The sequence below is a fragment of the Symbioplanes lichenis genome, assembly GCF_030709675.1.
In the GTDB taxonomy this organism is placed as follows: Bacteria; Actinomycetota; Actinomycetes; order Mycobacteriales; family Micromonosporaceae; genus Actinoplanes; species Actinoplanes lichenis.
This window is the reverse complement of record NZ_JAUZQD010000008.1, coordinates 173,221-199,330: the sequence shown is the minus strand read 5'-3', so window position 1 is coordinate 199,330 and position 26,110 is coordinate 173,221. Positions and strand designations below refer to the sequence as shown.

General features: G+C 72.6%; 26 protein-coding genes. 12 read left to right on the top strand and 14 right to left on the bottom strand.

Annotated features, from left to right (window positions below; translation table 11 throughout):
* The first annotated feature begins 37 nt into the window (after positions 1 to 37).
* From RAN62_RS20850 to RAN62_RS20835, 4 genes are read left to right on the top strand one after another with little or no spacing between them, the layout of a single operon-like run.
* Positions 38 to 928: an amino acid ABC transporter permease gene (locus RAN62_RS20850; protein WP_305786369.1), complete on the top strand. Its 891-nt coding sequence runs from the start codon at positions 38 to 40 to the stop codon at positions 926 to 928.
* Entirely contained in the window at positions 925 to 1,677 is a 753-nt protein-coding gene (locus RAN62_RS20845; protein ID WP_305786368.1) for an amino acid ABC transporter ATP-binding protein, read from the top strand. The genes RAN62_RS20850 and RAN62_RS20845 overlap by 4 nt, the downstream gene beginning before the upstream one ends.
* Positions 1,678 to 1,686: 9 nt before the next feature.
* Positions 1,687 to 2,634, top strand: coding sequence for an ABC transporter substrate-binding protein (locus RAN62_RS20840; protein WP_305786367.1), 948 nt, complete (start codon positions 1,687 to 1,689; stop codon positions 2,632 to 2,634).
* 1 nt (position 2,635) lies between these two features.
* Complete coding sequence (locus RAN62_RS20835; protein WP_305786366.1) at positions 2,636 to 3,352, top strand: GNAT family N-acetyltransferase; 717 nt, start codon at positions 2,636 to 2,638, stop codon at positions 3,350 to 3,352.
* On the opposite strand, the gene RAN62_RS20830 is transcribed toward RAN62_RS20835, so the two are convergent.
* On the bottom strand, positions 3,319 to 3,759 hold the full coding sequence (locus tag RAN62_RS20830; RefSeq protein WP_305786365.1) for a hypothetical protein: 441 nt from the start codon (positions 3,757 to 3,759) through the stop codon (positions 3,319 to 3,321). The genes RAN62_RS20835 and RAN62_RS20830 overlap by 34 nt on opposite strands.
* A gap of 102 nt (positions 3,760 to 3,861) precedes the next feature.
* On the opposite strand from RAN62_RS20830, the gene RAN62_RS20825 reads away from it, so the two are divergent.
* The 3 genes from RAN62_RS20825 (at position 3,862) to RAN62_RS20815 (ending at position 7,244) form a co-directional block, all read left to right on the top strand.
* Positions 3,862 to 4,545: a response regulator transcription factor gene (locus tag RAN62_RS20825; RefSeq protein WP_305786364.1), complete on the top strand. Its 684-nt coding sequence runs from the start codon at positions 3,862 to 3,864 to the stop codon at positions 4,543 to 4,545.
* Positions 4,542 to 5,816 (top strand): sensor histidine kinase, encoded by a 1,275-nt coding sequence (locus RAN62_RS20820; protein ID WP_305786363.1) that lies wholly within the window; start codon positions 4,542 to 4,544, stop codon positions 5,814 to 5,816. The genes RAN62_RS20825 and RAN62_RS20820 overlap by 4 nt, the downstream gene beginning before the upstream one ends.
* Positions 5,817 to 6,437: 621 nt before the next feature.
* Positions 6,438 to 7,244, top strand: coding sequence for a PepSY domain-containing protein (locus RAN62_RS20815; protein WP_305786362.1), 807 nt, complete (start codon positions 6,438 to 6,440; stop codon positions 7,242 to 7,244).
* A gap of 266 nt (positions 7,245 to 7,510) precedes the next feature.
* Here the strand turns inward: RAN62_RS20815 and RAN62_RS20810 are convergent, their stop codons facing one another.
* Positions 7,511 to 8,638: a S8 family peptidase gene (locus tag RAN62_RS20810; protein WP_305786361.1), complete on the bottom strand. Its 1,128-nt coding sequence runs from the start codon at positions 8,636 to 8,638 to the stop codon at positions 7,511 to 7,513.
* Positions 8,639 to 8,806: 168 nt separating this feature from the next.
* On the opposite strand from RAN62_RS20810, the gene RAN62_RS20805 reads away from it, so the two are divergent.
* Entirely contained in the window at positions 8,807 to 10,666 is a 1,860-nt protein-coding gene (locus tag RAN62_RS20805) for an AMP-dependent synthetase/ligase (RefSeq protein ID WP_305786360.1), read from the top strand.
* A gap of 10 nt (positions 10,667 to 10,676) precedes the next feature.
* Here RAN62_RS20805 and yczR read toward each other — a convergent pair whose 3' ends face one another.
* A complete protein-coding gene (gene yczR / locus RAN62_RS20800) occupies positions 10,677 to 12,131 on the bottom strand; it encodes a MocR-like transcription factor YczR (protein WP_305786551.1) in 1,455 nt (484 codons plus the stop codon).
* A 59-nt stretch (positions 12,132 to 12,190) separates the two neighbouring features.
* Between yczR and yczE the strand changes: the two genes are divergently transcribed.
* Positions 12,191 to 12,820, top strand: coding sequence for a membrane protein YczE (gene yczE / locus RAN62_RS20795; protein ID WP_305786359.1), 630 nt, complete (start codon positions 12,191 to 12,193; stop codon positions 12,818 to 12,820).
* A gap of 119 nt (positions 12,821 to 12,939) precedes the next feature.
* Positions 12,940 to 13,368, top strand: coding sequence for a hypothetical protein (locus tag RAN62_RS20790; RefSeq protein ID WP_305786358.1), 429 nt, complete (start codon positions 12,940 to 12,942; stop codon positions 13,366 to 13,368).
* On the opposite strand, the gene RAN62_RS20785 is transcribed toward RAN62_RS20790, so the two are convergent.
* On the bottom strand, positions 13,369 to 13,794 hold the full coding sequence (locus RAN62_RS20785; protein WP_305786357.1) for a MarR family winged helix-turn-helix transcriptional regulator: 426 nt from the start codon (positions 13,792 to 13,794) through the stop codon (positions 13,369 to 13,371). It lies immediately after the preceding gene.
* Positions 13,795 to 13,879: 85 nt separating this feature from the next.
* Between RAN62_RS20785 and RAN62_RS20780 the strand changes: the two genes are divergently transcribed.
* Complete coding sequence (locus tag RAN62_RS20780; protein WP_305786356.1) at positions 13,880 to 14,740, top strand: alpha/beta fold hydrolase; 861 nt, start codon at positions 13,880 to 13,882, stop codon at positions 14,738 to 14,740.
* A gap of 150 nt (positions 14,741 to 14,890) precedes the next feature.
* Here RAN62_RS20780 and hisF read toward each other — a convergent pair whose 3' ends face one another.
* The 8 genes from hisF to hisD form a co-directional block, all read right to left on the bottom strand.
* Positions 14,891 to 15,652: an imidazole glycerol phosphate synthase subunit HisF gene (gene hisF, locus RAN62_RS20775; RefSeq protein ID WP_305786355.1), complete on the bottom strand. Its 762-nt coding sequence runs from the start codon at positions 15,650 to 15,652 to the stop codon at positions 14,891 to 14,893.
* Positions 15,649 to 16,380, bottom strand: coding sequence for a bifunctional 1-(5-phosphoribosyl)-5-((5-phosphoribosylamino)methylideneamino)imidazole-4-carboxamide isomerase/phosphoribosylanthranilate isomerase PriA (priA, locus tag RAN62_RS20770; protein ID WP_305786354.1), 732 nt, complete (start codon positions 16,378 to 16,380; stop codon positions 15,649 to 15,651). Before priA ends, hisF begins: the two co-directional genes overlap by 4 nt.
* Before the next feature lie 25 nt (positions 16,381 to 16,405).
* Positions 16,406 to 16,720, bottom strand: a complete 315-nt coding sequence (locus RAN62_RS20765) for a hypothetical protein (protein ID WP_305786353.1) — start codon at positions 16,718 to 16,720, stop codon at positions 16,406 to 16,408.
* Positions 16,713 to 17,339, bottom strand: a complete 627-nt coding sequence (gene hisH, locus RAN62_RS20760) for an imidazole glycerol phosphate synthase subunit HisH (protein WP_305786352.1) — start codon at positions 17,337 to 17,339, stop codon at positions 16,713 to 16,715. Before hisH ends, RAN62_RS20765 begins: the two co-directional genes overlap by 8 nt.
* The gene (locus RAN62_RS20755; protein WP_305786351.1) at positions 17,336 to 17,506 is read right to left on the bottom strand and encodes a CG2302 family histidine operon protein; all 171 of its coding nucleotides are present in this window, start codon (positions 17,504 to 17,506) and stop codon (positions 17,336 to 17,338) included. Before RAN62_RS20755 ends, hisH begins: the two co-directional genes overlap by 4 nt.
* A gap of 120 nt (positions 17,507 to 17,626) precedes the next feature.
* Positions 17,627 to 18,238 (bottom strand): imidazoleglycerol-phosphate dehydratase HisB, encoded by a 612-nt coding sequence (gene hisB, locus RAN62_RS20750; protein WP_305786350.1) that lies wholly within the window; start codon positions 18,236 to 18,238, stop codon positions 17,627 to 17,629.
* Entirely contained in the window at positions 18,235 to 19,455 is a 1,221-nt protein-coding gene (locus RAN62_RS20745; protein ID WP_305786349.1) for a histidinol-phosphate transaminase, read from the bottom strand. Before RAN62_RS20745 ends, hisB begins: the two co-directional genes overlap by 4 nt.
* Positions 19,452 to 20,774, bottom strand: a complete 1,323-nt coding sequence (gene hisD, locus RAN62_RS20740) for a histidinol dehydrogenase (protein WP_305786348.1) — start codon at positions 20,772 to 20,774, stop codon at positions 19,452 to 19,454. Before hisD ends, RAN62_RS20745 begins: the two co-directional genes overlap by 4 nt.
* Positions 20,775 to 21,003: 229 nt before the next feature.
* On the opposite strand from hisD, the gene RAN62_RS20735 reads away from it, so the two are divergent.
* Entirely contained in the window at positions 21,004 to 21,714 is a 711-nt protein-coding gene (locus tag RAN62_RS20735; protein WP_305786347.1) for an LON peptidase substrate-binding domain-containing protein, read from the top strand.
* A gap of 37 nt (positions 21,715 to 21,751) precedes the next feature.
* On the opposite strand, the gene RAN62_RS20730 is transcribed toward RAN62_RS20735, so the two are convergent.
* Both RAN62_RS20730 and dnaE read right to left on the bottom strand, forming a co-directional pair.
* Positions 21,752 to 22,510 carry a hypothetical protein gene (locus tag RAN62_RS20730; protein WP_305786346.1) on the bottom strand — a complete coding sequence of 253 codons (759 nt, stop codon included), beginning with the start codon at positions 22,508 to 22,510 and terminating at the stop codon, positions 21,752 to 21,754.
* Positions 22,511 to 22,544: 34 nt separating this feature from the next.
* Complete coding sequence (gene dnaE / locus RAN62_RS20725; RefSeq protein ID WP_305786345.1) at positions 22,545 to 26,081, bottom strand: DNA polymerase III subunit alpha; 3,537 nt, start codon at positions 26,079 to 26,081, stop codon at positions 22,545 to 22,547.
* Between the last annotated feature and the right edge of the window lie 29 nt (positions 26,082 to 26,110).

Genomic DNA, 26,110 nt, shown 5'->3' with positions numbered 1-26,110 from the left:
TTGAGGGGAAAGCCGCCTCCGGCCTAGCGTCATCGGCATGAGCCTCCAGACGCCGGCGCGCTCCCCCAGCGCCGATCCTCCTCCCCGGACGGACGGCCCGGGACCCGGCCTCGTCGTCGTTCCGGCCCGCCGCCCGGGGCGCTGGATCCTCGCGGCCCTCGTGCTGGTGCTCGTGGCCCAGTTCGGGCACGGGCTGGTGACCAACCCGGGGTGGGACTGGTCCGCCTTCGCGGGCTACTTCTTCGAGCGGTCGATCATGCACGCGCTGCTCGTCACGCTCGAGCTGACGGCGGCCGGGGCGGTGCTCGGCTTTCTCGGGGGCATTGTGCTCGCGCCGATGCGGCTGTCGCGCAATCCGGTGCTGCGGGCGGTCAGCTGGACGTACATCTGGATCTTCCGGTCCGTGCCCTTGATCGTGCAGTTGCTCTTCTGGGCGAACCTCGGTTACCTGTACGACAAGCTGCAGCTCGGCGTCCCGTTCGGTCCCGGCTTCGTCAGCTTCGAGACGTCCGGCCTGGTCAGCTCGATGGGCGCCGCGCTGCTCGGGCTCGCGCTGCACGAGGCCGCGTACGCCGCCGAGATCGTCCGCGGGGGCATCATCTCCGTCGATCCCGGCCAGCTGCAGGCGGCGGCCTCGCTCGGCATCCCGCGTCTCCGGCAGTTCCGCCGGATCGTCTGGCCCCAGGCGCTGCGGGCGATCCTCCCGCCCGCCGCGAACGAGCTGATCAACCTCCTGAAGAGCACCTCGGTCGTGTACGTGCTGGCCATCGGCGAGCTGTTCTACCAGGTGCAGGTGGTCTACGGCCGCAACGGCCGCGTGGTGCCGCTGCTCATGGTGGCCACCGTCTGGTACGTGATCCTCACCGCCGTGCTCTCCGTCCTGCAGCACTACGTGGAGCGGCGCTTCGCCCGGGGAGCGGTCCGATGATCGAGCTGCGGGACGTGCACAAGTCGTTCGGCCCCCACGAAGTGCTCAACGGCGTCGACCTCACCGTCCCCGCCGGCAGTGTGACGGTCGTCATCGGACCGTCGGGGTCGGGCAAGTCGACGCTGCTGCGCTGCGTGAACCACCTCGAGAAGCTGTCGCGGGGCACGGTCCGCGTGGACGGCGAGCTCATCGGCTATCGGCAGAGCGGCAATCGCCTGTACGAGTTGAGCGAGCGCCTGATCCTCCGCCAGCGCGCCCGCATCGGGTTCGTCTTCCAGAACTTCCACCTGTTCCCGCATCTGACCGCCCTGGAGAACGTCGCCGAGGCGCCCGTCGCCACGTTGCGCCGGCCCCGTGCGGAGGCCCTGCGCGAGTCCCGTGACCTGCTGGCTCGCGTGGGGCTCGCGGACAAGGCGGACGCGTACCCCCGGCAGCTCTCGGGCGGGCAGCAGCAGCGCGTCGCCATCGCCCGGGCCCTCGCGCTGCGCCCGAAGCTGGTGCTCTTCGACGAGCCGACGTCCGCCCTCGACCCCGAGCTGGTGGGCGAGGTGCTCGACGTCCTGCGCGACCTGGCCCGCGCCGGCACCACGATGATCGTCGTCACCCACGAGATCGGCTTCGCCCGCGAGGTGGCCGACACGGTCGTCTTCCTCGACGGCGGCCGGGTGGTGGAGACGGGCCCGCCCGCGCAGGTGCTCGACGCGCCGCGCCACGACCGTACCCGTGCGTTCCTGTCCAAGGTCCTTTGAGGAGTCTCCTTGCGTATCGCCGTCGCCGCTGCCGCCCTCGTTCTCCTCGCCGCCGGGTGCGCCGCACCGGACGAGGAGCCCGCCGTCGCCGTCGCCAACCAGATCAACACCGGTCCCGACCAGCAGCGGATCGTGCCCGCCAAGGTGGACGCCATCGCCGCGCTCGTGCCCCCGGCGATCGCCGCCGACGGCAAACTGACCATCGGCGTGGGCGCGGCCGGCTCCGGCTCCCCGCCGCTCGCCTTCACCGCCACCGACAACAAGACGCTGATCGGCAGCGAGCCCGACATCACCGTCGCGATCGCCGGGATCCTCGGGCTCCGGCCGGACCTGCGGAACACCTCGTGGGAGAACCTCTTCATCGGCCTGGACAGCGGCACCTTCGAGGTCGGCGGGTCCAACATCACCGTCACCGAGGAGCGCAAGCAGAAGTACGACTTCGCGACCTACCGCCTCGACAACCTGGCCTTCGAGGTCAAGAAGGGCTCCGGCCTCAAGGTGACCGGCCCGGCCGACGTGGCGGGGAAGAAGGTCGCCGTCAGCTCCGGCACCAACCAGGAGAAGATCCTGGTCGAGTGGAGCGAGCAGGCGGTCAAGGAGGGCCGGCCGCCGGTGGACATCAAGTACTACCAGACCAACCAGGCCACCTGGCTCGCCCTCGGCTCCGGTCAGATCGACGCCTACCTGGGCCCCAACCCGGGTGTCGCCTATCACGTCGCGATCGCCGGCGAGACCGAGATCGCCGGGACCTACTCCGGGGCCGGCGCCGGGCTCCAGGGCAAGATCGCGCTGACCACCAAGAAGGACAACGGCTTCGTCCGGGCGCTCGACGCGGCGCTGAAGGAGCTGATCCGCTCGGGCGACTACGCGAAGATCCTCGGCCGCTGGAACCTGGCCGGCGAGGCCGTCCAGGCGCCCGAGATCAACCCGCCCGGCCTCCCGCTCGAGGGCAAGTGAGATGACGACCGTCGGCACCGAGGTCCTCGACAACCCGGCGTGGGTCGCGCTGCACGGCCCGCACGCCCGCTTCGCCCGGACGTACGGGCTGGCCGCGCGCTACGACCCGGACGTGGCGCCCTTTCACGCCCTGGCCGACGTGGCCGACCCGCAGGCGTGGGCGGACCTGGCCCGCCTGGTCGGCCCGGGCGGCTCGGCCGACGTGGCCGGCGGGCCCCTCGTCGCCTTCCCGGGCTGGACCGTCGTCAGCACCGGGACCGGCGTTCAGCTCGTCGGGTTGACCTCGCGGGGCGCTGCCGACCCGTCCCTTCTCCGGCTGGGCCCGGCGGACGTCCCGGACATGCTGGACCTGATCGCGCTCACCCGGCCGGGGCCCTTCCGCCGCCGCACGGTGGAGCTCGGCCGTTACCTGGGCATCCGCAGCCAGGGCACGCTCATCGCCCTGGCCGGCGAGCGCCTGCACCCGGCCGGCTGGACCGAGATCAGCGCCGTCTGCACCCACCCCGCCTGGCGCGGCCGGGGCCTGGCCACCCGCCTCGTCCGGGCCGTCGCGCACGGCATCCGCGCCCGCGACGAGACCCCCTTCCTCCACGCGGCCGCGACCAACACCAACGCCATCCGCCTGTACGAGCACCTGGGCTTCTCGCTCCGCCGGGAAGTCACCTTCGGCCACTACCGGGCTGATCAGTCGTCGTCGTCCGACCGGGTCGCCAGCTGAGGCCGGTCGCCGGCGCAGGAGACTCGGAACTTGACGCGGTCGTGGTTGTCGCTGGTGCTCCGGAACTCGCCCTCGTCGTCGTCGCGGTCGTGCAGCTCGAAGCCCGGCCGCGGCGACATGGAGACGATCTCGGGGCCACCCTCGGCGTCGCAGCGGGCGACCACCGTGCCGCCGCGCGTCGAGAAGGTGCGGTTGGCGGTCTTCGCGGGGCCGAGACTCGCCGTGGCTGAGGTCTCTGGTGCGGGCAGCGCCTCCAGCTGGCGGGCGACGTCGGCCGCGCTGAGCGGCGGGGCCGGGCTCGAGGTGAGACCCGCGCCGATGATGCTGATGGCGGCCAGGCCGACCAGAACGGCGACGGCGGCCGCACCGAGCCAGCTCGCGGCGCCGAGCAGGGTGCGACGGTTCATGCGTACGACTATGCCCGGTGCGGGGCTAAGAGCAGGGCCGGGGAAGGCTAAGAGAGGGTTAAGGCCGCTCGGGGAGAGGTACCGACCGGATACCGTGCGCGGGTGGCTCACCTGCTTCTGATCGAGGACGACTCGGCGATCCGGACCAACCTGCTGCGCGCGCTGCGGGAGCGCGGGCATGCCGTGGCGGCCTCGCACAACGCGATGGACGGGTTGCAGACCGCGCTCGCCGAGCGGCCGGACCTCGTGGTGCTCGACCTGGGCCTGCCCGACCTCGACGGCCGGGAGATGCTGCGGATGCTGCGGGCCGTGAGCGCGGTTCCCGTGATCGTCGCCACGGCGCGGGACGACGAGGGCGAGATCGTCCGGGTGCTGGACGCGGGCGCCGACGACTATCTGGTCAAACCGTTCACGGCCGCGCAGCTGGAGGCGCGGATCCGGGCGGTGCTGCGCCGGGGCGGGGCGGCCGGCGGCGAGCCCGTCGCGCTGACCGTGGGCGGGCTGCGGATCGATCCGGGTGCGCGGACCGCGACGCTGGACGGCGCCGGGCTTGACCTCACGCCACGTGAGTTTGATTTGCTGCATCACCTGGCAGCCAAAGCGGGTCAGGTGGTGACCAAGCGTGAGTTGCTCAGCGAGGTGTGGCAGGTGCCCTACGGCGGCGCCGACAAGACCGTGGACGTGCACCTGTCGTGGCTGCGGCGCAAGCTCGGCGAGACCGCCCAGCAGCCGCGCTACCTCCACACGGTCCGCGGCGTCGGCGTGCGGCTGAGCGAGCCCGCATGAGACGCCGGCTGACCCTGCTCGTGGCGGCGACCACGTGCCTGGTGCTGATCGCGTTCCTGGTGCCGCTGGCCGTGCTCGTGCGGCAGGTGGCGGCCGACCGCGCGCTCAGCGAGGCGAGCGCCGTCATCCAGACGATCGTGCCGCTGATCGGCAGCGCGGGCGACGCCGAGGTGAGCGGCTCGCTCGAGGGGCAGCCGGTGCCGGTGAGCGTCTTCACCCCGGCCGGAGCCGTGCTGGGCAGCCCGGCCGAGCGCACGCCCGCGGTCCGGCTCGCCGCCGCCGACGTCCGGTCGCTGACGGTCGGCACCGCGGCCGGACGCGAGGTGGTGGTCGGGGTCCAGAGCACCCGCGGGACGTACGTGATCCGTTCCTTCGTCCCCGCCGCCGAGCTGACCCGCGGGGTGACCCGGGCCTGGCTGGTCCTCGCCGGCCTGGGCGCCGCGCTGGTGATCCTCGGCCTGCTCGTGGCCGACCGTCTCGCCCGCGCCCTCGTCGCGCCGATCGCCGACCTGTCCGCCGTGTCGCACCGCCTCGCCCGCGCCGAGCTGTCCGCCCGCGCCGCGCCCGCCGGCCCGCCCGAGGTCCGCGAGGTCGCCGGCGCCCTCAACCACCTGGCCGGCCGCATCCAGGACCTCCTCCGCGAGGAACGCGAGCAGGTCGCCGACCTCTCCCACCGGCTGCGCACCCCGCTCACCGCCCTCCGCCTCGAGGTGGAGTCGATGCGCGACCCGGCCGAGGCCCACCGCATGTCCGCCGCCGCCGACCGGATAGAGCGCGCGGTCACCACGGTCATCCAGCAGGCCCGTCGCCGCGGCGGCGAGCGACAGAGCTGCGACGCCACGTCCGTCGTCCGCGACCGGGTCGCCTTCTGGACCGTCCTGGCCGAGGACACCGACCGCGCCGTCACCACCAGCCTGCCCGAGGCGCCCCTCCCGGTCGCCGTGCCCGCCGACGAGCTCGCGGCCGCCCTCGACGCCCTCCTCGGCAACGTCTTCGCCCACACCCCCGACGGCACGGCCTTGGCGGTCACCCTGCGCCCGGCCACGGACGGCGGGGCCGAGCTGACCGTGCGCGATCACGGGCCGGGCTTCCCCGCCTCGAGCTCCCGCCGCGGCTCGTCGGGCAGCGGCTCCACCGGCCTGGGCGTCGACATCGCCCGCCGCGCGGCCGAGGACGGGGGCGGCTCTCTCACCGTGGAGGCGGCCGAGGGCGGGGGCGCGCTGGTCCGCCTGACCTTCGCCCCGGCGCCCGCTCCGCTCCCGGCCGCATAGCCGCGCTCCGGCGTTCGTTCCACTGCCGGCTTCGTGACGCCCCGCCGTCCGCTTGGCTCCGGCCGCATCGCCGGCACGCTGGGGATGTCGGCCAGGCAGCTCCAGCTGTGGCACCCCGCCCGCACCTGCGCCGTGCTTGCGTCGGCCAGTTCCGACGCCGGTCTGCTCCGATGCCGCCTCTCGCTCGCGCAGCCTGCTCCGGTGACGGCCCTTGCTCGCGCCGCCCGCTCCGATTCCGCCCCATGCTTGCGCCGCCCGATGCGGTGCCGCTCCTTGCTTGCGCCGCCCGATGCGGTGCCGCTCCTTGCTAACGCCGCCCACTTCGGAACCGCCCCATGCTTGCGCCGCCCGACGCGGTGCCACCCCCTGCTTGCGCCGCCCAATGAGGCGCCGCCCCTTGCTCGTGGGCGGGAGTCGGCACTGCATCACGGCGACCGCCTCCTGCACCCGGGCACCAGCGCGGAGGCCCGGGGCAGCGTGGACTGCGCGCTCGGGTGGGGTTCGGGCCGGCTGTTCGCGCCGCGGGCCGGGCTTAACCGGGGCTTAGTGTTCGCACAGCGTGCTGCTAGGGCGGATCGCGGGATCTTCGTCGTGTTGGTTCACACGACACCGGAGGTACTCATGATCAGGATTCGCACCGCCGCCGCGCTGGCCGCCGGGACCGTCGCCGCGCTCGCCGTGGGTGGGGTGGCGCTCGCCGCGGACGGTGGCGACGACATCTCGGTGCCGATGAAGCCGAACGGCGACGTCATCACCGCCTCGCCCACCGCGACCGACGACTCGGGGTTCGACGACTCGGCCTCCCCGTCGCCGTCCGCGAGCGACGACTCGGCCACGGCCGGCGACGACTCCGCCGGGCGCGGTGTCGACGACTCGGCCGGGCGCGGCACCGACGACTCGGCCTCTCCGTCGGCCTCGGCTTCCGCTTCGGCGGGCGCGACGGGCAGCGCGGGTGACACGGGCCGGAGCGGGGCCGCGCGGGGCGGGGTCATCAGCATGGACGCGGCGAGGACGATCGCGTTGCGGGCGGCCGGCGGCGGCTATGTCGAGAGCATCGAGCGGGAGACCGAGCACGGCCGGGCCGTCTGGGAGGTGGACGTCGTTCGCAACGGGGTCGAGCACGACATCGACGTCGACCGCGCGACGGGCGCGATCACCCGCCACCGGACCGACGGCGACAGCGGCGGCCGGAGCAGCGACGACAACCGGAACAGCGGCACGAGCAGCCGGAGCAGCGACGACAACGGCGGCACGAGCGGCAGCGGTCGGAGTGGCAGCGGTCGGAGCGGCGACGACCACGGCGGCAGCCACGGGCGCGGCAGCGACGACAAGGGCGGCGACGACCACGGGCGCCACGGGGGCGAGGACCGGGGCGACGACCACGGGCGTCACGGCGGAGACGACGACCGGCACGGCGACGACGACTGATCCACGCGGCGGCACCTGCCACGCCCACAGGACCACTGAGCGCCCCGGAGCTCCGCCGGCGTGGGATCTGGCTGGGCGGCGCTGACTGCGTACAGGAAAAGGAAGGGTGCCCGGGCTCACGCAGCCCGGGCACCGCTGGTTTGCCTCGCCCGCCCGAGGAGGCACCCAGGGTGCCCGCCGCCCACGCGATCGCCGCGGCGAGGCAGGCGGCCGGCCAGGAGAAGGCTGGCGGTCAGCCGGTGAACCGGCCAGGAGAAGGCTGGCGGTCAGCCGGTGAAGAGGAGGCGGTTCGGGGAGCCGGCGCCCGGGTTGGTCACCTTGTTCGGGGTGGCGGCGCTGAGCAGAGCCTCCTGTACCTGCGCCGGCGTGTAGCCGGGGTGGGCCGACAGCACCAGCGCCGCCGCGCCGGCGACGTGGGGGGCGGCCATGGATGTGCCGTGGAGCAGGTTGACGGCGGTGTCGGCGGTGTACCAGTCGGAGGAGATGGCGACGCCTGGGGCGAAGAGGTCGAGGCACGGGCCCGAGTTGGAGAAGGGCGCGCGGGCGTCGGTGCTGGTGGTGGCGCCCACAGTGAGGGCGGCGGGGACGCGGGCCGGGGAGATGGTGCAGGCGTCGGTGGCGGCGTTGCCGGCGGCCAGCGTGTACGTGATGCCGGCGTCGATGGACGCGGTGACCGCGGCGTCGAGGGCCGCGCTGGCCGGGACGCCGAGGCTCAAGTTGGCGACGGCCGGGCGGACGGCGTGGGCGGTGACCCAGTTGACGCCCGCGATGACCCCGGCCGTGGTGCCGGCGCCCGAGCAGTTGAGGACGCGGACGCCGACGAGGGTGACCTGCTTGGCGACGCCGTAGGTGGCGCCGCCGACCGTACCGGCGACGTGGGTGCCGTGGCCGTTGCAGTCGTTGCCGTAGCCGCCGATCGCGTCGTGTCCGAGGCTGGCCCGGCCGCCGAAGTCGCTGTGGGAGTAGCGGATGCCCGTGTCGACGATGTAGGCGGTGACGTCGGCGCCGGTCTGCGCGGCGGAGAAACTGCTGCTCAGGGGCAGGTCGCGCTGGTCGATGCGGTCGAGGCCCCAGGAGGGGGCGGCGGCGGCCAGGGACACGGCCTGGTTCTGTTCGACGAAGGCGACCGCCGGGTCGGCGGCCAGCCGGCGCGCGCCCTGCGGGGTCAGGGCCGCTTCGAAGCCGTGCAGGGCGTCGAACGACCGGGTGACGCTGCCGTCGTAGCGGGCGGCGAGCGCGCCGGTGCGGGGGCCGGGGGCCTTGAGGACGACGAGATAGCTGCCGGGGATCGCGGCGGCCGTGCCCGCGAGCCGGACGGTGCCGGTCGCGTGGGCCGGGGCCGGCATCAGGGCGACGGCCAGGAACACAGCCGCGCCGAGCCAGGAACGTCTCATGCGGCCGACCCTACGGGCGCGAGATCCAGCTGCCTCGATGCCGGTCGAACCTGCCACCATCTGTGAAAGTCCTGAAGACCAGCCGCCCTCTGGTGCGGGCGACGCTCGCGCAATACCCTTCGTTAACGCGGCTGTTACAGGCCCCAACGACGCAAAGAGGCGGCGCCGATGGCTCTCGAAGTTCCCTACACCTCGATTCCCGACATGCTGCTGCGTCGGGTGGCGGCCACGCCGGACGGCCGGGCCTTCGGGTCCCCGTCGGCCGACGACACGGCCATCGACTGGCTGACGTGGGCGCAGGTAGGGGAACGCACGAAGGCGATCGCCGCCGGGCTGGTCAGCCTCGGCATCGGGATCGAGGATCGCGTCTCGATCGTCTCCAACACTCGGATCGAGTGGGTGCTGGCCGACCTCGGGGTCAACCTCGCGGGCGCCGCGACCACCACCGTCTATCCGACCACCGAGCCCGAGGACGCCGCCTACATCGTGGCCGACTCCGGGTCCAAGGTCGTGATCGCCGAGGACCCGAAGCAGGCGCTCAAGCTGGCCGGCACCGACAACGCCGTGACCCACGTGGTGCTCTTCGACGGGCTGCCCGACGCGGCCGCCCAGCCGCCGCAGCTGACCCTGGCCGAGCTGGAGGAGCGCGGCCGGGCCCGGCTGGCCGAGACGCCGGAGCTGATCGAGGAGATCGCCGGGCGGCTCGGGCCGGACAACCTGGCCACGCTGATCTACACGTCGGGGACGACCGGGCGGCCCAAGGGTGTCCAGCTCACCCACGCCTGCTGGTGCTGGGAGGGCGTCGCCCAGGGCGGGCTCGGCCTGTTCGAGCCGAGCGACATGCAATACCTCTGGCTGCCGCTGGCGCACGCCTTCGGCAAGTGCCTGACCTGCGGCGTCATCCACGTCGGGGCGCCGACCTACGTCGACGGCCGGGTCGACAAGCTGGTCGAGCTGCTGCCGATGGTGCGCCCCACGCTGATGTGCGCGGCGCCCCGGATCTTCGAGAAGGTCTACAACCGCACGGTCACCACGGCGACGGCCGGAGGCGGGCTCAAGGCGAAGATCTTCGGGTGGGCCGTGCGCACGGGCAAGGAGAAGGTCGCCCGCGAGCAGGCCGGCCGGCCGGTGTCCGGGGCGCTCAAGGCCCGTTACGCGATCGCGGAACGGCTGGTCTTCAGCCAGCTCCAGCAGCGGCTCGGCGGCAACCTGCGGCTGCTCGTCTCCGGGTCGGCGCCGCTGAGCCGGGACATCGCCGAGTTCTTCGCCGCGGCCAACCTGCCGATCATGGAGGGCTACGGGCTCACCGAGACCAGCGCCGCCATCTTCGTCAACCGGCTCGGCCGGCTCAAGATCGGCTCGGTCGGCGAGGCGCTGGGCGACCTCGAGTGCCGGATCGACCACGACGGCGAGGTGCTGGTCAAGGGCACCCCGGTCATGCGCGGCTATCACAACCTGCCCCAGGAGACGGCCGAGGCGTTCACCGAGGACGGCTTCCTGCGCACGGGCGACATAGGCGAGCTGGACGACGATGGCTACCTCACGATCACAGACCGGAAGAAAGACCTGGTCAAGACGTCGGGCGGCAAGTACATCGCGCCGTCGGCGATCGAGGGCATGTTCAAGGCCGTGTGCCCGTACACGTCGCAGGTGGTCGTCGTCGGGCAGGCCCGCAACTTCGTCACCATGCTGGTCAGCCTGGACGAGGACGCGATCGCGGCGTGGGCGGCCGGTGGCCCGCACGCCGGCCGGACGTACGCCGAGATCGTCGCGTCGCCCGAGGCGGAGAAGCTCGTGGCGGGCTATGTCGAGGAGCTGAACGGCAAGCTCAACCGCTGGGAGACGGTCAAGAAGTTCGCCATCCTGCCCCGCGACCTCACCATCGAGCACGGCGAGATCACGCCGTCGATGAAGATCAAGCGGCGCAGCGTCGAGGCGAACTTCAGCGACCAGATCGACAAGATGTACGAGGGCTCACTCGCCAAGATCCCTTCCAACCACCCCGCCGCCACCCTTAAAACGGACTAAAGGCACCTCTTCACGCAATGACCGCCGGGGTCCGCCAGTCGGGGCGGGCCACGTGGTCCAGGTCGTAGCGGACCGAGGCGATCCGGCGCACCGCCTCGGTGAGGTCCTCGGGCGGCAGCGGATAGGGCAGGCGGAGGAAGCGCTCCAGCGTCCCGTCCAGGCCGAAACGAGGACCAGGAGCCAGCCGTACGCCCACCTCCTCGGCCGCCCGCGCCAGCGCGCTCGAGATCGGGCCGTCCAGCTCGGCCCAGATGACCGTGCCCCCACCCGGCTCCTTGAAGCGCCACTCCGGCAGGTGCTCGCGGACGGCGGCGGTCAGCACCGCCCGGCGTTCGCGCAGCTCGGCGCGGCGGGCGGCCACGATGCGCTCGGCGTCGTGCAGCAGGCGGACGGCGACCAGCTGCTCCAGCACCGGGCTCGCCATGTCGACGCCCACGCGCAGGGCGGCCAGCCGCTGGACCAGCGGCGCCGAGGCGCGCACCCAGCCGATCCGCAGGCCACCCCAGTACGCCTTGCTCAGGCCGCCGATCGACACCACCCGCGAGTGACGATCGAAAACGGCCACGGGCGGGGGCATCGCCTGACCGTCGAGCGCCAGGTCGACCCAGGACTCGTCGACGACCAGCTCGGTGCCGGCCGAGTGCGCCGCGGCCACGAGCCGCTCGCGCAGGGCGGCCGGCATCAGGTGGCCGGTGGGATTCTGAAATTCCGGGATCAGGTACGCCATCCGTGGTCGCGTCTGCCGCACGGCCCCGAGCAGCAGCTCCGCGTCCCAGCCGGTCTCCGCGTCGAGCCCGTGGGTGCTGATCCGGGCGCGGCGGGCGGCCAGGGCGGCGAGCGCGTTCGGATAGGTGGGCGACTCGACGAGCACCGTCGTGCCCGGCGGGACGAGCAGCCGGAGTGACAAGTCCAGCGCCTGCTGCGTGCCGCTGGTGATCAGAATCTGCTCGGCGCTCGTCGGCACGCCCCGCCGCGTGTAGCCCGCGGCGACCGCGTCGCGCAGCTCCCCCAGCCCGGTCGGGCGGTAGCCGGCGCTGCCGAGGAAGCGGGGCAGGTCGTCGGCGGCGGCCCGGGCGGCCCCGACCAGCTCGGGCGGCGCCGCCGACGCGGCCACGCCGAGGTCGATCATCTCGATGTCGTCGTCCGGCGTCCACAGCCCCGAGGTGGCGACGCGGTGGCCGTTCGGCAGGGTGGTCCAGCTCCCCGCGCCACGCCGGCTGGTCAGGTGGCCACTCTCCCGCAGCCCCCGGTACGCGGCGGTGACCGTCGTGCGGCTCACGCTCAGCGCGGCGGCGAGTTCGCGCTCCGCGGGCAACCGGACCCCGAGAGGCAGCCGCCCGTCGCTCAGCAACCCGCGGATCGACCCGGCCAGCGCGGCGTAGTCGGGACTCCGCCGTCGCCCCGGCAACGCATGCCACTGACCGAGCAGCCGGGCCAATTGGTCGCCTCGCATCGTGGTCGTCACGGCCACCTCCGGGAAATTGGCTATGTCGAGCCCGCGGATTGGCCCTCAGAGTGGCACTTATGACGGATCTTGGCAAACGACGTGTGCCCCAGCTCTTCGCGGGGCTGGTGCTCTACGGCATCAGCATGGCCCTGATGGTGGAGTCGGCCCTGGGACTCAACCCGTGGGACGTGTTCCACCAGGGCGTGTCGGAGGTCACGGGGCTGAGCTTCGGCGTGGTGGTGCTGCTGACCGGCGTACCGGTGCTGCTGCTCTGGATCCCCCTGCGGCAGAAGCCGGGCTTCGGCACGATCGCCAACCTGGTCGTCATCGGCCCGGTGGCGGACGCCGCGCTCGCGGTGCTCTCCCCCGGTCCCAACCTCGCCGCCCGGATCGGTTATCTCGTGGCGGGTGTGCTGCTCAACGGCGTCGCCACCGGCATGTACATCGGCGCGCGTCTCGGCCCCGGCCCCCGCGACGGGCTCATGACCGGCATCGTGCAGCGCTTCCCGCGGCTGTCGATCCGCGTGGTCCGGACCGCGATCGAGCTGGGCGTGCTGACGATCGGCTTCCTGCTGGGCGGCACGTTCGGTGTGGGCACGATCGTCTACGCGGTGGCGATCGGCCCCCTGGCCCAGTTCTTCCTGCCGATGTTCACGATCCGGCCGGCCCCCGCCCCGGAGATCCATGTTGGACAAAGCGAGCGCTGACCGTTCTTGCCGGCCGAAGCGTCCCGTGCGGGCGACATATCCCGACAGTGGGACACGGTCCGGTGATCATCCGGACACATTCGCTTTCGGGTTCGGCGGCCAGGCGGCATCATGGCGTCATGGGGGCTGGCGAGTGGCACTGGAATGACGCCTGGATCTTCGTGTCCGCGGTCATCGCCGAGCGCCTCGAGCGCGATCGGGCGATGCACGCCGCCCTGCCCGTGACCGGGGCCAGCCTGGCCGACCTGCTGGCCGCGGCCGACTTCCTGCACCACAGCGTGCCCAGCCGGGCCGAGCTCGAGGAGTCCGTCCGCCGCCTCGCCGGCGCCGGCCTGATCACCGTCGACGACGACCTGGTCGAGGTGGCGCCGGCCGGCGAGCAGCTGTGGCGCACGCGGCCCTTCAGCGGCCTGTCGTCGGCCGTGCTGACGCTGCAGACCCAGCTCAACCGCGGCGCCTCGCCGGGCGACTCGGCCTGGGCGCTCGACGAGAAGACCTACAACGCCGCCGTCCGGGAGTATTCGCTCCGCCTGGCCGACGGCCGCTGATCACTTCCGGTCCAGCAACCGCCGCAGCGCCTCCTCCATGCCGGCGAGGGTGCCCGCGCCCACCTGCCGTGCCCACTCCGCGCGCATCTCGTCGAAGATCGCCCGGCCCTCGCGCCGCATGGCGAGCCCGCGCTCGGTGACGTGCAGGCGCATCCGGCGGCCGTCGGCGGGATCGGGCTCGCGGCCGACATAGCCCCGCTCCTCCAGCGCGGCGATCGTCTTGGCCGCGGACTGCTTGGTGACGGACAGCCGGCGGCCCAGCTCCGACGCGTTGTCCGCCCCTTCGATGATCGCCGTCAGCGCGAACTCGTGCGTCGTGGTCACGTCCTCGTAGCCGCGCGCGGCGAGCTCGGCGGTCGCCCGGTCGGCCAGGTGGCGGAAGCCATTGAGCAGGAGCATGGCCAGATCGGCGCCGGATGCGGACATGCGGGCAGCCTAGCCGAGCCGTTGACTTCGACAACCAGGTTGTCTACCGTATTCGACAACCTAGTTGTCTATCTCGGGAGTGACCGTGTCCGATCTCACCCATCATGTCGCCGAGCTCAACGGCACGAGCCTGCACTACGTCTCGGCCGGCACCGGCGGCTCACCGATCCTGCTCGTCCACGGCTGGCCCGAGTCGTGGTGGGCCTTCCGCGAGCTCATCCCGCTGCTCGCCGCGACGCACCGGGTCTTCGCCGTCGACCTGCGCGGGTTCGGCGACTCCGGCACCGGGGAGGGGGACTACGACGTGGCGACCTCGGCTGACGACCTGCACCACCTGGTCGGGCACCTCGGCGTGGGCCCGGTCCACCTGTCGTGCCAGGACATCGGCGGCACGGTCGGCTTCCGCTTCGCCGCCACGCACCCCGCCGACGTGCTCAGCCTCACCGCGATCGAGGCCACCCTGCCCGGGTACGGGCTCGAGCAGCTCGCCGACGTCAACCACGGCGGCTCGTGGCACGTGGGCTTCCTGGGCGCGCCGGGCATCCCTTCGCTGCTCCTGCCCGGGCGGGAACGGCAGCTGCTCGCCGGGTGGGCGTACCCGATGATGCTCGCCACCCCCGGAGCCGTCACCGAGGCCGACCTGGACGAGTTCGCCCGCACCTATGCGCGGCCCGGGGGCTGGCGCGGGACGGAGGGGCTCTACCAGAGCGTCCTCGCCGACCAGGGCAGCACGCCGGCGCTGGCCGCGGCGCATCCGCTGACGATGCCCGTGCTCACCGTCGACGCGGCGAGCGCGCCCTTCACCGAGCAGACGTTCCGGCAGGTCACCGCCGGTCCGGTCACCTCGGTACGCCTCGACGGGGTCGGCCATCTCGTCGCACAGGAGGCCCCGGCCGCCCTCGCCGACGCGCTCCTGACCTTCACAGCCGGCGTCGACCAGGGCTGACGCTCGTCCTTCCGCTGTTTGCACCGGGTCGCGGGCGGCCCTTGTGCTCTGCGGCGCGGCCGGGTCAAGGGCGGCCCGTGTCCTTTACGGCGCGCCGGGTCGCGGGCGGCCCTTGTGCTCTGCGGCGCGCCGGGTCGCGGGCGGCCCTTGTCAGCGGATCGGGTTGCCCGCGGCGCGCAGGCTTTCCTTCACCTCGCCGATTGTCAGCTCGCCGAAGTGGAAGACGCTCGCCGCGAGCACCGCGTCCGCGCCCGCCGCCACCGCCGGCGGGAAGTGCGCGACCGCCCCGGCGCCGCCGCTCGCGATCACCGGAATGTCGACGACCGCGCGTACCGCGCCGATCAGCTCGAGGTCGAAGCCCGCCTTGGTCCCGTCCGCGTCCATCGAGTTGAGCAGGATCTCCCCCGCGCCGAGCGTGGCCACCCGCGCCGCCCACTCGACCGCGTCCAGGCCGGTGCTGCGGCGGCCGCCGTGCGTGGTGACCTCCCAGCCGCTGGGCTGGTCCGCGGTGCGGCGCACGTCGAGCGAGAGCACGAGCACCTGGTTGCCGAACCGGTCCGCGATCTCCGAGATCAGCTCGGGCCGGCTGATCGCCGCGGTGTTGACGCCCACCTTGTCGGCGCCGGCCCGCAGCAGCGTGTCGACGTTGTCCACCGAGCGGACCCCGCCCCCCACGGTCAACGGAATGAAGACCGATTCCGCCGTACGCCGGACGACGTCGAGCATCGTTCCCCGCGCATCCGACGACGCCGTCACGTCGAGGAACGTGAGCTCGTCCGCGCCCGCCGCGTCGTAGGCGGCGGCCAGCTCCACCGGGTCACCGGCGTCGCGCAGGTCGACGAAGTTGACACCCTTGACGACCCGTCCCGCGTCGACGTCGAGGCACGGGATCACGCGCACGGCGACCGTCATGCCGCGGCCTCGCGCAGCGCCTCGAGGGCCTCCGCCACGGTGAACGCCCCGGCGTAGAGCGCCTTGCCCGCGATCACGCCCTCCACGCCCACGGACTCCAGCGTCGCCAGGGCGCGCAGGTCGTCGAGGCTGGAGACGCCGCCGCTGGCGATGACCGGAGCCGGCGTACGGGAGCAGACCTCGCGCAGCAGATCGAGGTTCGGACCCTTGAGCGTGCCGTCCTTGGTGATGTCCGTGACGACGTAGCGCGCGGCGCCGGCCTTGTCGAGCCGCTCGAGCACCTCGTACAGGTCGCCGCCGTCCCGGGTCCACCCCCGCGCCGACAGCGTCCGCCCGCGCACGTCGAGGCCGATCGCCACCCGGTCGCCGAACTCCCCGCAGATCCGGTCGCACCACTCCGGGTCCTCGAGCGCGGCCGTGCCGATGTTGACCCGGGCGGCGCCGGTGCCGAGGGCCGCCCGCAGCGACTCGTCGTCCCGGATGCCGCCGGACAGCTCCACCTTCACGTCGAGCCGCCCGACCACCTCGGCCAGCAGCGCCGCGTTGGACCCCCGCCCGAACGCCGCGTCGAGATCGACCAGGTGCACCCAGTCGGCGCCGTCGTTCTGCCACGCCAGCGCCGCCTCCAGCGGATCGCCGTAGCTGGTCTCGGAGCCGGCGGCGCCCTGCACGAGACGCACGGCCTGGCCGTCGGCGACGTCGACGGCGGGCAGCAGGGAGAGGGTCACGAACAAGCTCCGATCTTGGGACGGACTAACGACGGCCGAGGACCGCGACGACGAGCGCCGGCAGCACCAGGACGAGGAGGACGGTCAGCACGATGCGCAGCCCGAGCTCCGGCACGAGGAACCACACCGCGACCGCGGCGACCAGCGGCACGGCGATGATGCCGAGGCGCTCGCCGCGGCTGCGCCGGTAGAGCCGGCCGGCGCCGCGCTTCTGCGGGGTGAGCCTGCGCTTGAACTCGGTCCGGCGGGTGCGGCGGGCGACCCGGCGCGCGGTCCGGGCCTTCTGCTTCTCGGCGACGGCGAGCCGCTCGGCCCGCCGGCGCGCGCGTTCCTTACTCATCCAGCGCGGACACCCAGTTGCGCAGCAGCGCATATCCGGCGTCGGCGGACTTCTCCGGGTGGAACTGGGCCGCCGACAACGCCCCGTGCTCCACCACCGCGGCGAACGGCAGATCGTGCGCGGCCGTGGTGACCTTCGCGCCGGCCGCTTCGAGGGCGGCGAGATCCGACGCCGCGTACGAGTGCACGAAGTAGAACCGCGTCTCCGGCTCCAGCCCGGAGAGCAGCGTCGACTCCCCGGGTGCGGTGACGGTGTTCCACCCCATGTGCGGAATCCGGCTCGCCGTCAGCTTCGTCACCGCGCCGGGCAGTAGCCCGAGCCCCCGCGTCTCGACGCCGTGCTCGACCCCCGTCTCGAACAGAATCTGCATGCCCACGCAGATCCCGAGCACCGGCCGCCCCGCGGCGACCCGCTCGGCGATGACCGGCCCGGCGCCCAGCTTCTCGATCCCAGCCATGCACGCCGCATAGGCCCCGACGCCCGGCACCACGAGCCCGTCCGCCGCCGCGGCCGCGTCGAGATCGTCCGTCACGGTGACATCCACGCCGGTCCGGGCGACCGCCCGCTCCGCCGACCGCAGGTTCCCCGAGCCGTAGTCCAGAATGACGACGCTGGTCATGAGTCCCCCGGGATCAGCCACAGCACGCCGCCCGCCGCCGAGATCAGCGCGAGCGCGGCGACGAGCCCGATCGAGAACTTGGTCGCCCCCTGCTGCCGCAGCGACACCACGCCGCCGACCAGCACACCGGCCAGGCCGAGCAGAAGGACCGGAACGATGGTGCTCACAGCACGCCCTCCGTCGACGGAAGCGCCCCGGCGTTGCGCGGATCGATGACGACGGCGCTCACAGCACGCCCTCCGTCGGCGGAAGCGCCCCGGCGTTGCGCGGATCGATGACGACGGTGCTCACAGCACGCCCTTCGTCGACGGGAGTGCCCCGGCGTTGCGCGGGTCGATCTCGACGGCCTCGCGCAGCGCCCGGGAGAACGCCTTGAACTGCGCCTCCACCACGTGGTGCGCGTCCGGGTGCCCGCCTTCGCGCGCCGCGCGCAGCACGCTGACGTGCAGCGTCACCTTGGCGGCGTGACCGAACGACTCGAAGATGTGCCGCGTCATGCTCGTCGGATAGACCGGCCCGATGTACGGCGCCAGGGCCGGCTCCTCGTGCACCACATAGGGCCGCCCCGACAGGTCCACGGCCGCCCGCACGAGCACCTCGTCCATCGGGATCGTCGCCGACCCGTACCGCCGGATGCCCGCCTTGTCCCCCAGCGCGATCGCGAACGCCTCGCCGAGCGCCAGCGCGGTGTCCTCCATCGTGTGGTGCGCGTCGATCTCCAGGTCGCCCTCGGTGCGCACGAGCAGATCGAAGCCGCCGTGCTTGGCCAGCTGGTTGAGCATGTGATCGTAGAAGCCGACCCCGGTGGCGAGGTCGCCCCGGCCCGTGCCGTCGAGGTCGATCTCGACGAGGACCTTGGTCTCGTTGGTGACGCGCTCGACGCGCCCGGTGCGGCTCACGACAGAATCTCCTCGGCGGCATTCAGGAAGGCGGACGTCTCGTCGGGATCGCCGGCGGTCACCCGCAACCAGCCGGGCAGCCCGACGTCGCGGATCAGCACGCCACGGTCGAGAAAGGCCTGCCACGCGGCCTTCTGGTCGCCCACGGCCCGCTCCCCGCCGGACCCGAGCGCGCCGGCCCAGCCCACCGACCCGGCCGGCGCGGCAGACCCGGCACCCGACGAGGCGGCAGACCCGGCACCGGACAAGGCGGCAGGCGACGACTCGGACAGCGAGGCGGACGCGGCGGGCACCGCGAAGAGCACGAAGTTCGCGTCGCTGTCGGCGACCCGGACTCCGCGCGAGCGCAGCGTCGAGACGATCCGGTCGCGCTGCTCCTTGATGGCGTCGACCGTCGCGAGCAGGGCGTCCCGCTCGGCGAGGGCGGCGCGCGCGGCGGCCTGGGTCAAGGACGACAGGTGGTACGGCAGGCGGACCAGCTGGACGGCGTCGACCACGGCCGGGTCGGCGGCGAAGTAGCCCAGCCGCCCGCCCGCGAAGCCGAACGCCTTGCTCATCGTGCGGCTGACGATCAGGCGCGGGTGCCCGGGCAGCAGGGTCAGGGCGCTCGGGGTGCCGGGCCGGGCGAACTCGGCGTAGGCCTCGTCGACCAGCACCATCCCGGGCGCCGCCGCGAGCACCGCGTCGATCACCTCGGGGTCGAGCGCCGTGCCGGTCGGGTTGTTGGGCGAGCAGAGGAACACCAGGTCGGGCCGGTACCGCTCGATCTGCTCGACGGCCGCCGCCGGGGTCAGCCCGAAGTCGGGGTCGCGCAGCGCGCCGATCCAGCGGGTGCCGGTGCCGGCGGCGAGCAGCGGGTGCATCGAGTACGAGGGGCCGAAGCCGAGCGCCGTCCGCCCCGGCCCGCCGAACGCCTGGAGGATCTGCTGCTGCACCTCGTTGGACCCGTTGGCCGCCCACACCTGCGCGGTGGTGAGCCCGTGCCCGAGATAGCCCGCGAGATCCGTGCGCAGTGCGATCGCGTCCCGGTCGGGATAGCGGTTGAGGTCGCGCAGCTCGGCCTGCACCGCCTTGGCGATCGCCTCGACGACCGCCTCGGGCACCGGGTACGAATTCTCGTTCGTGTTCAGCCGCACCGCCACGTCCAGCTGCGGCGCACCGTACGGAGTCTGGCCCCGCAGGTCGTCCCGGATCGGCAGCTCGTCGATCGTCGTCACGACGCACCCCCGGCCCCGAAGCGGGCGGTCACGGCCTGGCCGTGGGCGGGCAGGTCTTCGGCGTTGGCCAGGGCGACCACGTGCGGCGCCACGTCACGCAGCGCGGCCTCGTCGTACTCCACGACGTGGATCCCGCGCAGGAACGACTGCACTGACAGCCCGGACGAGTGCCGCGCGCAGCCCGCCGTCGGGAGCACGTGGTTGGAACCGGCCGCATAGTCACCGAGCGACACCGGCGAGTACGCCCCGACGAAGATCGCTCCGGCGTTGCGCACCTTGAGCGCCCACTCGCGGGCGTCGCGCGTCTGGATCTCCAGGTGCTCCGCCGCGTAGGCGTCGACCACGGCCAGGCCCTGCGTCAGGTCGTCGACCAGCACCACACCGGACTGGCGGCCGCCGAGCGCCTCGCGCACCCGGGCCTCGTGCTTGGTCGCGGGCACCTGCACGGCGAGCTGGGCGTCGACCGCGTCGGCCAGCGCGGGCGAGTCGGTGACCAGGACGCTGGCGGCGAGCGGGTCGTGCTCGGCCTGGCTGATCAGGTCGGCGGCGACGTGCACCGGCGACGCGGTGTCGTCGGCCAGGATCGCGATCTCGGTCGGCCCGGCCTCGGCGTCGATGCCGACCGTGCCCTGCAGCAGCCGCTTGGCCGCGGTCACCCAGATGTTGCCCGGCCCGGTGATCACGTCGACCGGGGCGCACCCGTCGGTCTCGTCGGCGCCCGTCGACCCGTGGCCGAGCATGGCGACCGCCTGGGCCCCGCCCACCGCATAGACCTCATCGACGCCCAGCAGCGCGCAGGCCGCCAGGACCCGCGCGTCGGGCAGGCCGCCGTTTTCCGGCTGGGGCGGGCTCGCCACGACCAGGGACTCGACGCCCGCGGCCTGGGCCGGCACGACGTTCATCACGACGGTGGACGGATAGACGGCCAGGCCACCCGGCACGTAGAGCCCGACCCGGGACACCGGGACCCACCGCTCAAGCACGGTGCCGCCGGGCACCACCTGCGTCGTCACGTCGGTGCGGCGCTGGTCGGCGTGGACCTTGCGAGTGCGCTCGATCACCACCTCGAGGGCCCGGCGCACGTCCGGGTCGAGGGTCTCGACCGCGGCGGCGATGGCCTCGGCGGGCACGCGCAGGCGCTCCAGGCGTACGCCGTCGAATCTCTCCGTGGCCTCGCGGATCGCCGTGAATCCATGCTCCCGGACCGCCTCCACGACGGGGCGGATCCGCTCGACGGCTTGGGCGACGTCGAGCTGGGCACGGGGCAGCAGACCGCGCGGGTCCCGGCGGGAGCCGCGCAGGTCGATCCGGTTCAGCACGCCGCCAAGTCTAGGCCGTGCGCCGCAGCGGCTCCGGGCGCGGTTCCAGGCAGTGGGACCCGCCACGACTCGCCCGCCGCCCGGCGTGGCGTGAACCGTCCCGGCCAGGGGTGAGACCCGCCACGGAAGCGCGCGGAGCACCTGCGCGTCGCTGCGGGGACATCCGCCACGGCAACATTCCCGGCGGCGTGGCGAGCGCTCATCAAGAGCATGCCGATACGCTCAGGACGTGGGCGCGATTCTCCCGGTGTTCCCCCTCGGCACGGTGCTGTTCCCCGGCCTCGTGCTGCCCCTGCACATCTTCGAGGAGCGCTACCGCTCGCTGGTGCGTGACCTGGTCGCCGGCACCGGCGACGACCCGCACGAGTTCGGCGTCGTGACCCTGCGGCACGGCTCCGAGGTGCTCACCGAGACCGGCGACGACGACGAGGCCGCCGAGCCCGACGCCGTCACCCCCGACCAGCTCTTCGAGGTGGGGTGCACCGCCGAGCTCCGCCAGGTCACCGAGCTCCCCGACGGCCGGTTCGACATCGTGACCGTGGGCCGGCGCCGCTTCCGGGTGCTCGCCCTCGACCCCGAGCCGCACCCCTATCTCACCGCCGAGGTCGAGTGGCTCCCCGACGAGGAGGCCGCCGACGCCACCGCCGAGCTCCTGGCGCCGCGGGTGCTGGCCGCCTTCCGCACCTACCTCGACCTGCTGCGCCCCGACTCCGAGGTGCTCGACCAGGTCCCCGACGATCCGACCGTCCTGTCCCACCTGGTCGCGGCCACCGCGCAGCTGACCGTCCAGGAGCGCCAGGACCTGCTCGCCGCCCCCGACACGATCACCCGGCTGCGCGCGGAGCTGCGTCTGCTCAACCGCGAGGCGGGGCTGCTGGCTCGCGTCCGCGCGGTGCCCGTCCCCCTCTCGGACCTGGCCCGACCCAACAGTCCCAACTGACCGCCCGGCTGCCGCGGAGAGAACCAAGCGGTCCCGGTCAGCGACCCGCCGTCGAGCCGGACGAATCGGGCGATTCCGTGGCCGAGCCGGAGGGGCCGGCCGGCGACGGCCCGGGCTCGGTGCCTTCCGCCGGGAAAAGGCCACCCGACGGCTCCACCGGCGGATAGTCCCGGCCGTAGCCCGGCTTCGCGCCCGGCTGGTCGAGCTCCGGGTCGTTGGACCACCCCGCCAGCAGCGTCGTCACGATCACCGCGGCGAACGCGGCGACCAGCAGGGCCCCGTGCGCGTGCAGGTCCGGCGGCCGCTGGAAGGTGTCGCCCGGCTGCGAGCTGTCCTGCCACGAGTTCCAGGCCGAGAGCCCGATCAGCCGCCCGGCCTGCCACATGACCACCGTCGACGCGAGCCCGCCGAGCGTGACGCCGAGCAGCACGGCGGGGCCCCGGTCGCGGCGCAGGACCAGCCAGGCGACCAGGGCGGCGACCAGCCCGAAGGCGAAGGCGATGAGCGTGAACCAGCCGTCCGCGGCGATGTACTCCTCGGGCGACGGGTCGTTGACCACGACGGCGGCGCCCGTGTTGATCACCGGCACGTCCGGCGCCACCCAGGCCCAGAGCAGGCCGAGCAGGGCGCCGGCGACGGCCATGGCCGCGATGATCGCGGCGGCGACGACGGCCGCCCGCTGCCAGGAGCGCCGCGACCGGGCCCGCGGCTCGGCGACGGGCTCCGGCAGGGCGGGCGCGGTGTCCGGCGGCGGCCCGTACAGGTAGACCGGCTCCGGTTCGTGGCTCGGGTTCACTCCACGATCCTGCCAGGTCCGCGCCGCTGATCCATCACGCGACCGCCGACGGGCCGAGGATCATCTTCAGGTCGGCGCGCAGGGCGGGCGTCGGCGCGACCTTGAAGCCGCCGAGCCGCATGACCGTCTTGCGGCTGCCGTTGAGCAGGTGCACGTGGACCTCGGCGTCGCCCGGGTGGCTGACGAGGATGTCCTTGAGCTCCGAGACCAGCGGCGGCGTGCACCGGGTGATCGGCATGGTCAGCGTGATCGGCTTGGAATCCGGGTTGTGCGTGACGTCGGGCATCGACATGTCCATCGCCATGATCCGGGGCGTGTCGTCGCGGCGGTCGACCCGGCCCTTCACGACGACGATGGCGTCCTCGGCGATGTATTGCCCGATGACCTCGTACGTGTTGGGGAAGAACAACGCCTCCACGCCGCCGGCGAGGTCCTCCAGGGTGGCCGACGCCCAGGCCCGGCCCTGCTTGGTGATCCGGCGCTGCACGCCGGTGAGGATGCCCGCGAGCGTGACGACCTGCCCGTCGGGCACCGAGCCCTCCTCGTTGAGCGAGGCGATGCTGGTGTCCGCGGCGTTGGCGAGCACCTGCTCCAGGCCGGCGAGCGGGTGGTCGGAGACGTAGAGACCGAGCATCTCCCGCTCGAAGGACAGCTTGTCGCGCTTGTCCCACTCGTCCTCGGTGATCGTCGGCATGGCCACGGTGGCCGAGCTGCCGCCGCCCGCGTCGTCGCCGAACGCCCCGAACAGGTCGAACTGGCCCGCGGCCTCCTTGCGCTTGACGTCGGCGAAGGCGTCGATGGCCTCGGCGTGCACCGCGAGCAGCGCCTTGCGGCTGTGCCCGAGCGAGTCGAACGCGCCGGCCTTGATCAGCGACTCCACGGTCCGCTTGTTGCAGACCACCGCGTCGACCTTGGAGAGGAAGTCGTAGAAGTCCTTGTACTCGCTCTTCTCCACGCGGCAGCGCGCGATGGACTCCACGACGTTGGCGCCGACGTTGCGCACGGCGCCCAGCCCGAAGCGGATGTCCTTGCCGACCGGGGTGAACGGGCCGGCGGACTGGTTGACGTCGGGCGGCAGCACCTGGATGCCCATGCGGCGGCACTCGGCCAGGTACATGGCCATCTTGTCCTTGTCGTCACCGACGGACGTGAGCAGCCCGGCCATGTACTCGGCGGGGTAGTGCGCCTTCAGGTACGCGGTCCAGAACGACACCAGCCCGTACGCGGCGGAGTGCGCCTTGTTGAACGCATAGCCGGCGAAGGGCACCAGCACGTCCCACACCGCCTGGATCGCCTCGTCGGAGTAGCCGTGCTCGCGGCAGCCGTCCCGGAACGGGATGAACTCCTTGTCGAGGATCTCCTTCTTCTTCTTGCCCATGGCCCGGCGGAGCAGGTCGGCCTGGCCGAGCGAGTAGCCGGCGAGGATCTGCGCGGCGCGCTGCACCTGCTCCTGATAGACGATCAGGCCGTATGTGGGCTCGAGGATCTCCTGCAGCGGCTTCTCGAGCTCGGGGTGGATCGGGGTGATCTCCTGGAGCTTGTTCTTGCGCAGCGCGTAGTTGGTGTGCGACTCGACGCCCATCGGGCCGGGCCGGTAGAGCGCCAGGACGGCGGAGATGTCCTCGAAGTTGTCGGGCTTCATCAGACGCAGCAGCGACCGCATCGGGCCGCCGTCCAGCTGGAACACGCCCAGGGTGTCGCCGCGGGCCAGCAGATCGTAGGACTTGGGGTCGTCCAGCGGCAGCTTCAGCAGATCGAGGTCGAGGCCGTGGTTGAGCTTGATGTTCTTGACCGCGTCATCGATGATCGTCAGGTTGCGCAGGCCCAGGAAGTCCATCTTGAGCAGGCCGAGCGTCTCGCAGGTCGGATAGTCGAACTGCGTGATGATCACGCCGTCGGAGGCGCGGCGCATCAACGGGATGTGGTCGATGATCGGCTCGGCGCTCATGATGACGCCCGCGGCGTGCACGCCGGTCTGCCGGATCAGCCCCTCGATGCCCCGCGCGGTGTCGATGACCTTCTTGACGTCGGGCTCCGAGTCGTACATCGAGCGGATCTCGCCCGCCTCGTTGTAGCGCTTGTCGTCCTTGTTGAAGATGCCGGTGAGGCTCATGCCCTTGCCCATGACGTCCGGCGGCATGGCCTTGGTGATCCGGTCACCGACCGCGAACGGGTAGCCGAGCACCCGGGAGGCGTCCTTGATCGCGGCCTTCGCCTTGATCGTGCCGAACGTGGCGATCTGCGCGACCTTGTCCTCGCCCCAGCGGTCGGTCACGTATTTGATGACCTCGCCGCGCCGGCGCTCGTCGAAGTCGATGTCGACGTCCGGCATGGAGATGCGCTCGGGGTTGAGGAACCGCTCGAAGATCAGGCCGTGCGGGAGCGGGTCGAGGTCGGTGATGCCCATCGCGTACGCGATCAGGGACCCCGCCGCGGAGCCACGCCCCGGGCCCACGGCGATGCCGTTGCGCTTGGACCACTGGATGAAGTCGGCGACCACGAGGAAGTAGGACGGGAAGCCCATCTGGATGATGACGCCCAGCTCGTACTCGGCCTGCTTGACGTGGGTCTCCGGGATGCCGTCGGGGAACCGCGCCCGCAGCCCCTCGAAGGCCACGTGGCGGAAGTACTCCTCCTCGGAGTAACCCTCCGGGATGGGGAACCGGGGCATCAGGTTCTTGAACGTGAACATGCCCTCGGTGTCGACCCGCTCGGCCACGAAAAGCGTGTTGCGGCAGCCCTCCAGCCAGGCCTCCGACGAGTCGACCGCGCGCATCTGGTCGGCCGACTTCACGAAGTAGCCCGCGCCGTCGAAGCGGAACCGGTTGGGGTCGGCCACGTTGCTGCCGGTCTGCACGCACAGCAGCACGTCGTGCGCCTCGGCCTGCGCCTCGTGCACGTAGTGCGAGTCGTTGGTCACCAGCGGCCGGATGTTGAGCTTCTTGCCGATCTCCAGCAGCCCGTCGCGGACCCGCTTCTCGATCGACAGGCCGTGGTCCATGATCTCGAGGAAGTAGTTGTCCCGGCCGAGCGCCTCCTGGTAGCGCGCGGCGGACTCGAGCGCCTCGTCGAACTGCCCCAGCCGCAGCCGCGTCTGCACCGCCCCGGACGGGCAGCCGGTCGTGCCCATGATGCCCTCGGCGTGCTCCGCGATGATGTCGAAGTCCATGCGCGGATACTTACCGAGCTGACCCTCCATCGAGGCCCGCGAGTTGAGCCGGAAGAGGTTCTTCAGGCCGACCGCGTTCCGCGCCCACATGGTCATGTGGGTGTACGCGCCGTTACCCGAGATGTCGTCGCTCTTCTGCTCCGGCCGGCCCCACTTGATGCGACTCTTGTTGAGCCGCGACTCGGGCGCGAGATAGGCCTCCACCCCGATCACCGGGGTCACGCCGGCCGCCTTGGCCTGCGTGTAGAAGTCGTAGGCCCCGTGCATGTTGCCGTGGTCGGTGATCGCCGCGGCCGGCATGCCGAGGCGGTTGGCCTCCGCGAGGAGCTCCTTCACCCGCGCCGCGCCGTCGAGCATCGAATACTCGGTGTGCACGTGCAGGTGCACGAACGAGTCAGACACCCAGGGCCCCCTAACTCCCGCGGCGACGA

Excerpts from the sequence above, each read along its gene's own strand:
- RAN62_RS20790 (WP_305786358.1), top strand. The coding sequence starts at position 12,940 with ATGGGGGCTGGCGAGTGGCACTGGAATGACGCCTGGATCTTCGTGTCC.
- RAN62_RS20785 (WP_305786357.1), bottom strand. The coding sequence starts at position 13,794 with ATGTCCGCATCCGGCGCCGATCTGGCCATGCTCCTGCTCAATGGCTTC.
- RAN62_RS20845 (WP_305786368.1), top strand. The coding sequence starts at position 925 with ATGATCGAGCTGCGGGACGTGCACAAGTCGTTCGGCCCCCACGAAGTG.
- RAN62_RS20850 (WP_305786369.1), top strand. The coding sequence starts at position 38 with ATGAGCCTCCAGACGCCGGCGCGCTCCCCCAGCGCCGATCCTCCTCCC.
- RAN62_RS20805 (WP_305786360.1), top strand. The coding sequence starts at position 8,807 with ATGGCTCTCGAAGTTCCCTACACCTCGATTCCCGACATGCTGCTGCGT.
- RAN62_RS20815 (WP_305786362.1), top strand. The coding sequence starts at position 6,438 with ATGATCAGGATTCGCACCGCCGCCGCGCTGGCCGCCGGGACCGTCGCC.
- RAN62_RS20765 (WP_305786353.1), bottom strand. The coding sequence starts at position 16,720 with ATGAGTAAGGAACGCGCGCGCCGGCGGGCCGAGCGGCTCGCCGTCGCC.
- RAN62_RS20820 (WP_305786363.1), top strand. The coding sequence starts at position 4,542 with ATGAGACGCCGGCTGACCCTGCTCGTGGCGGCGACCACGTGCCTGGTG.
- yczE (WP_305786359.1), top strand. The coding sequence starts at position 12,191 with ATGACGGATCTTGGCAAACGACGTGTGCCCCAGCTCTTCGCGGGGCTG.
- hisH (WP_305786352.1), bottom strand. The coding sequence starts at position 17,339 with ATGACCAGCGTCGTCATTCTGGACTACGGCTCGGGGAACCTGCGGTCG.
- RAN62_RS20835 (WP_305786366.1), top strand. The coding sequence starts at position 2,636 with ATGACGACCGTCGGCACCGAGGTCCTCGACAACCCGGCGTGGGTCGCG.
- RAN62_RS20810 (WP_305786361.1), bottom strand. The coding sequence starts at position 8,638 with ATGAGACGTTCCTGGCTCGGCGCGGCTGTGTTCCTGGCCGTCGCCCTG.
- hisF (WP_305786355.1), bottom strand. The coding sequence starts at position 15,652 with ATGACGGTCGCCGTGCGCGTGATCCCGTGCCTCGACGTCGACGCGGGA.
- RAN62_RS20830 (WP_305786365.1), bottom strand. The coding sequence starts at position 3,759 with ATGAACCGTCGCACCCTGCTCGGCGCCGCGAGCTGGCTCGGTGCGGCC.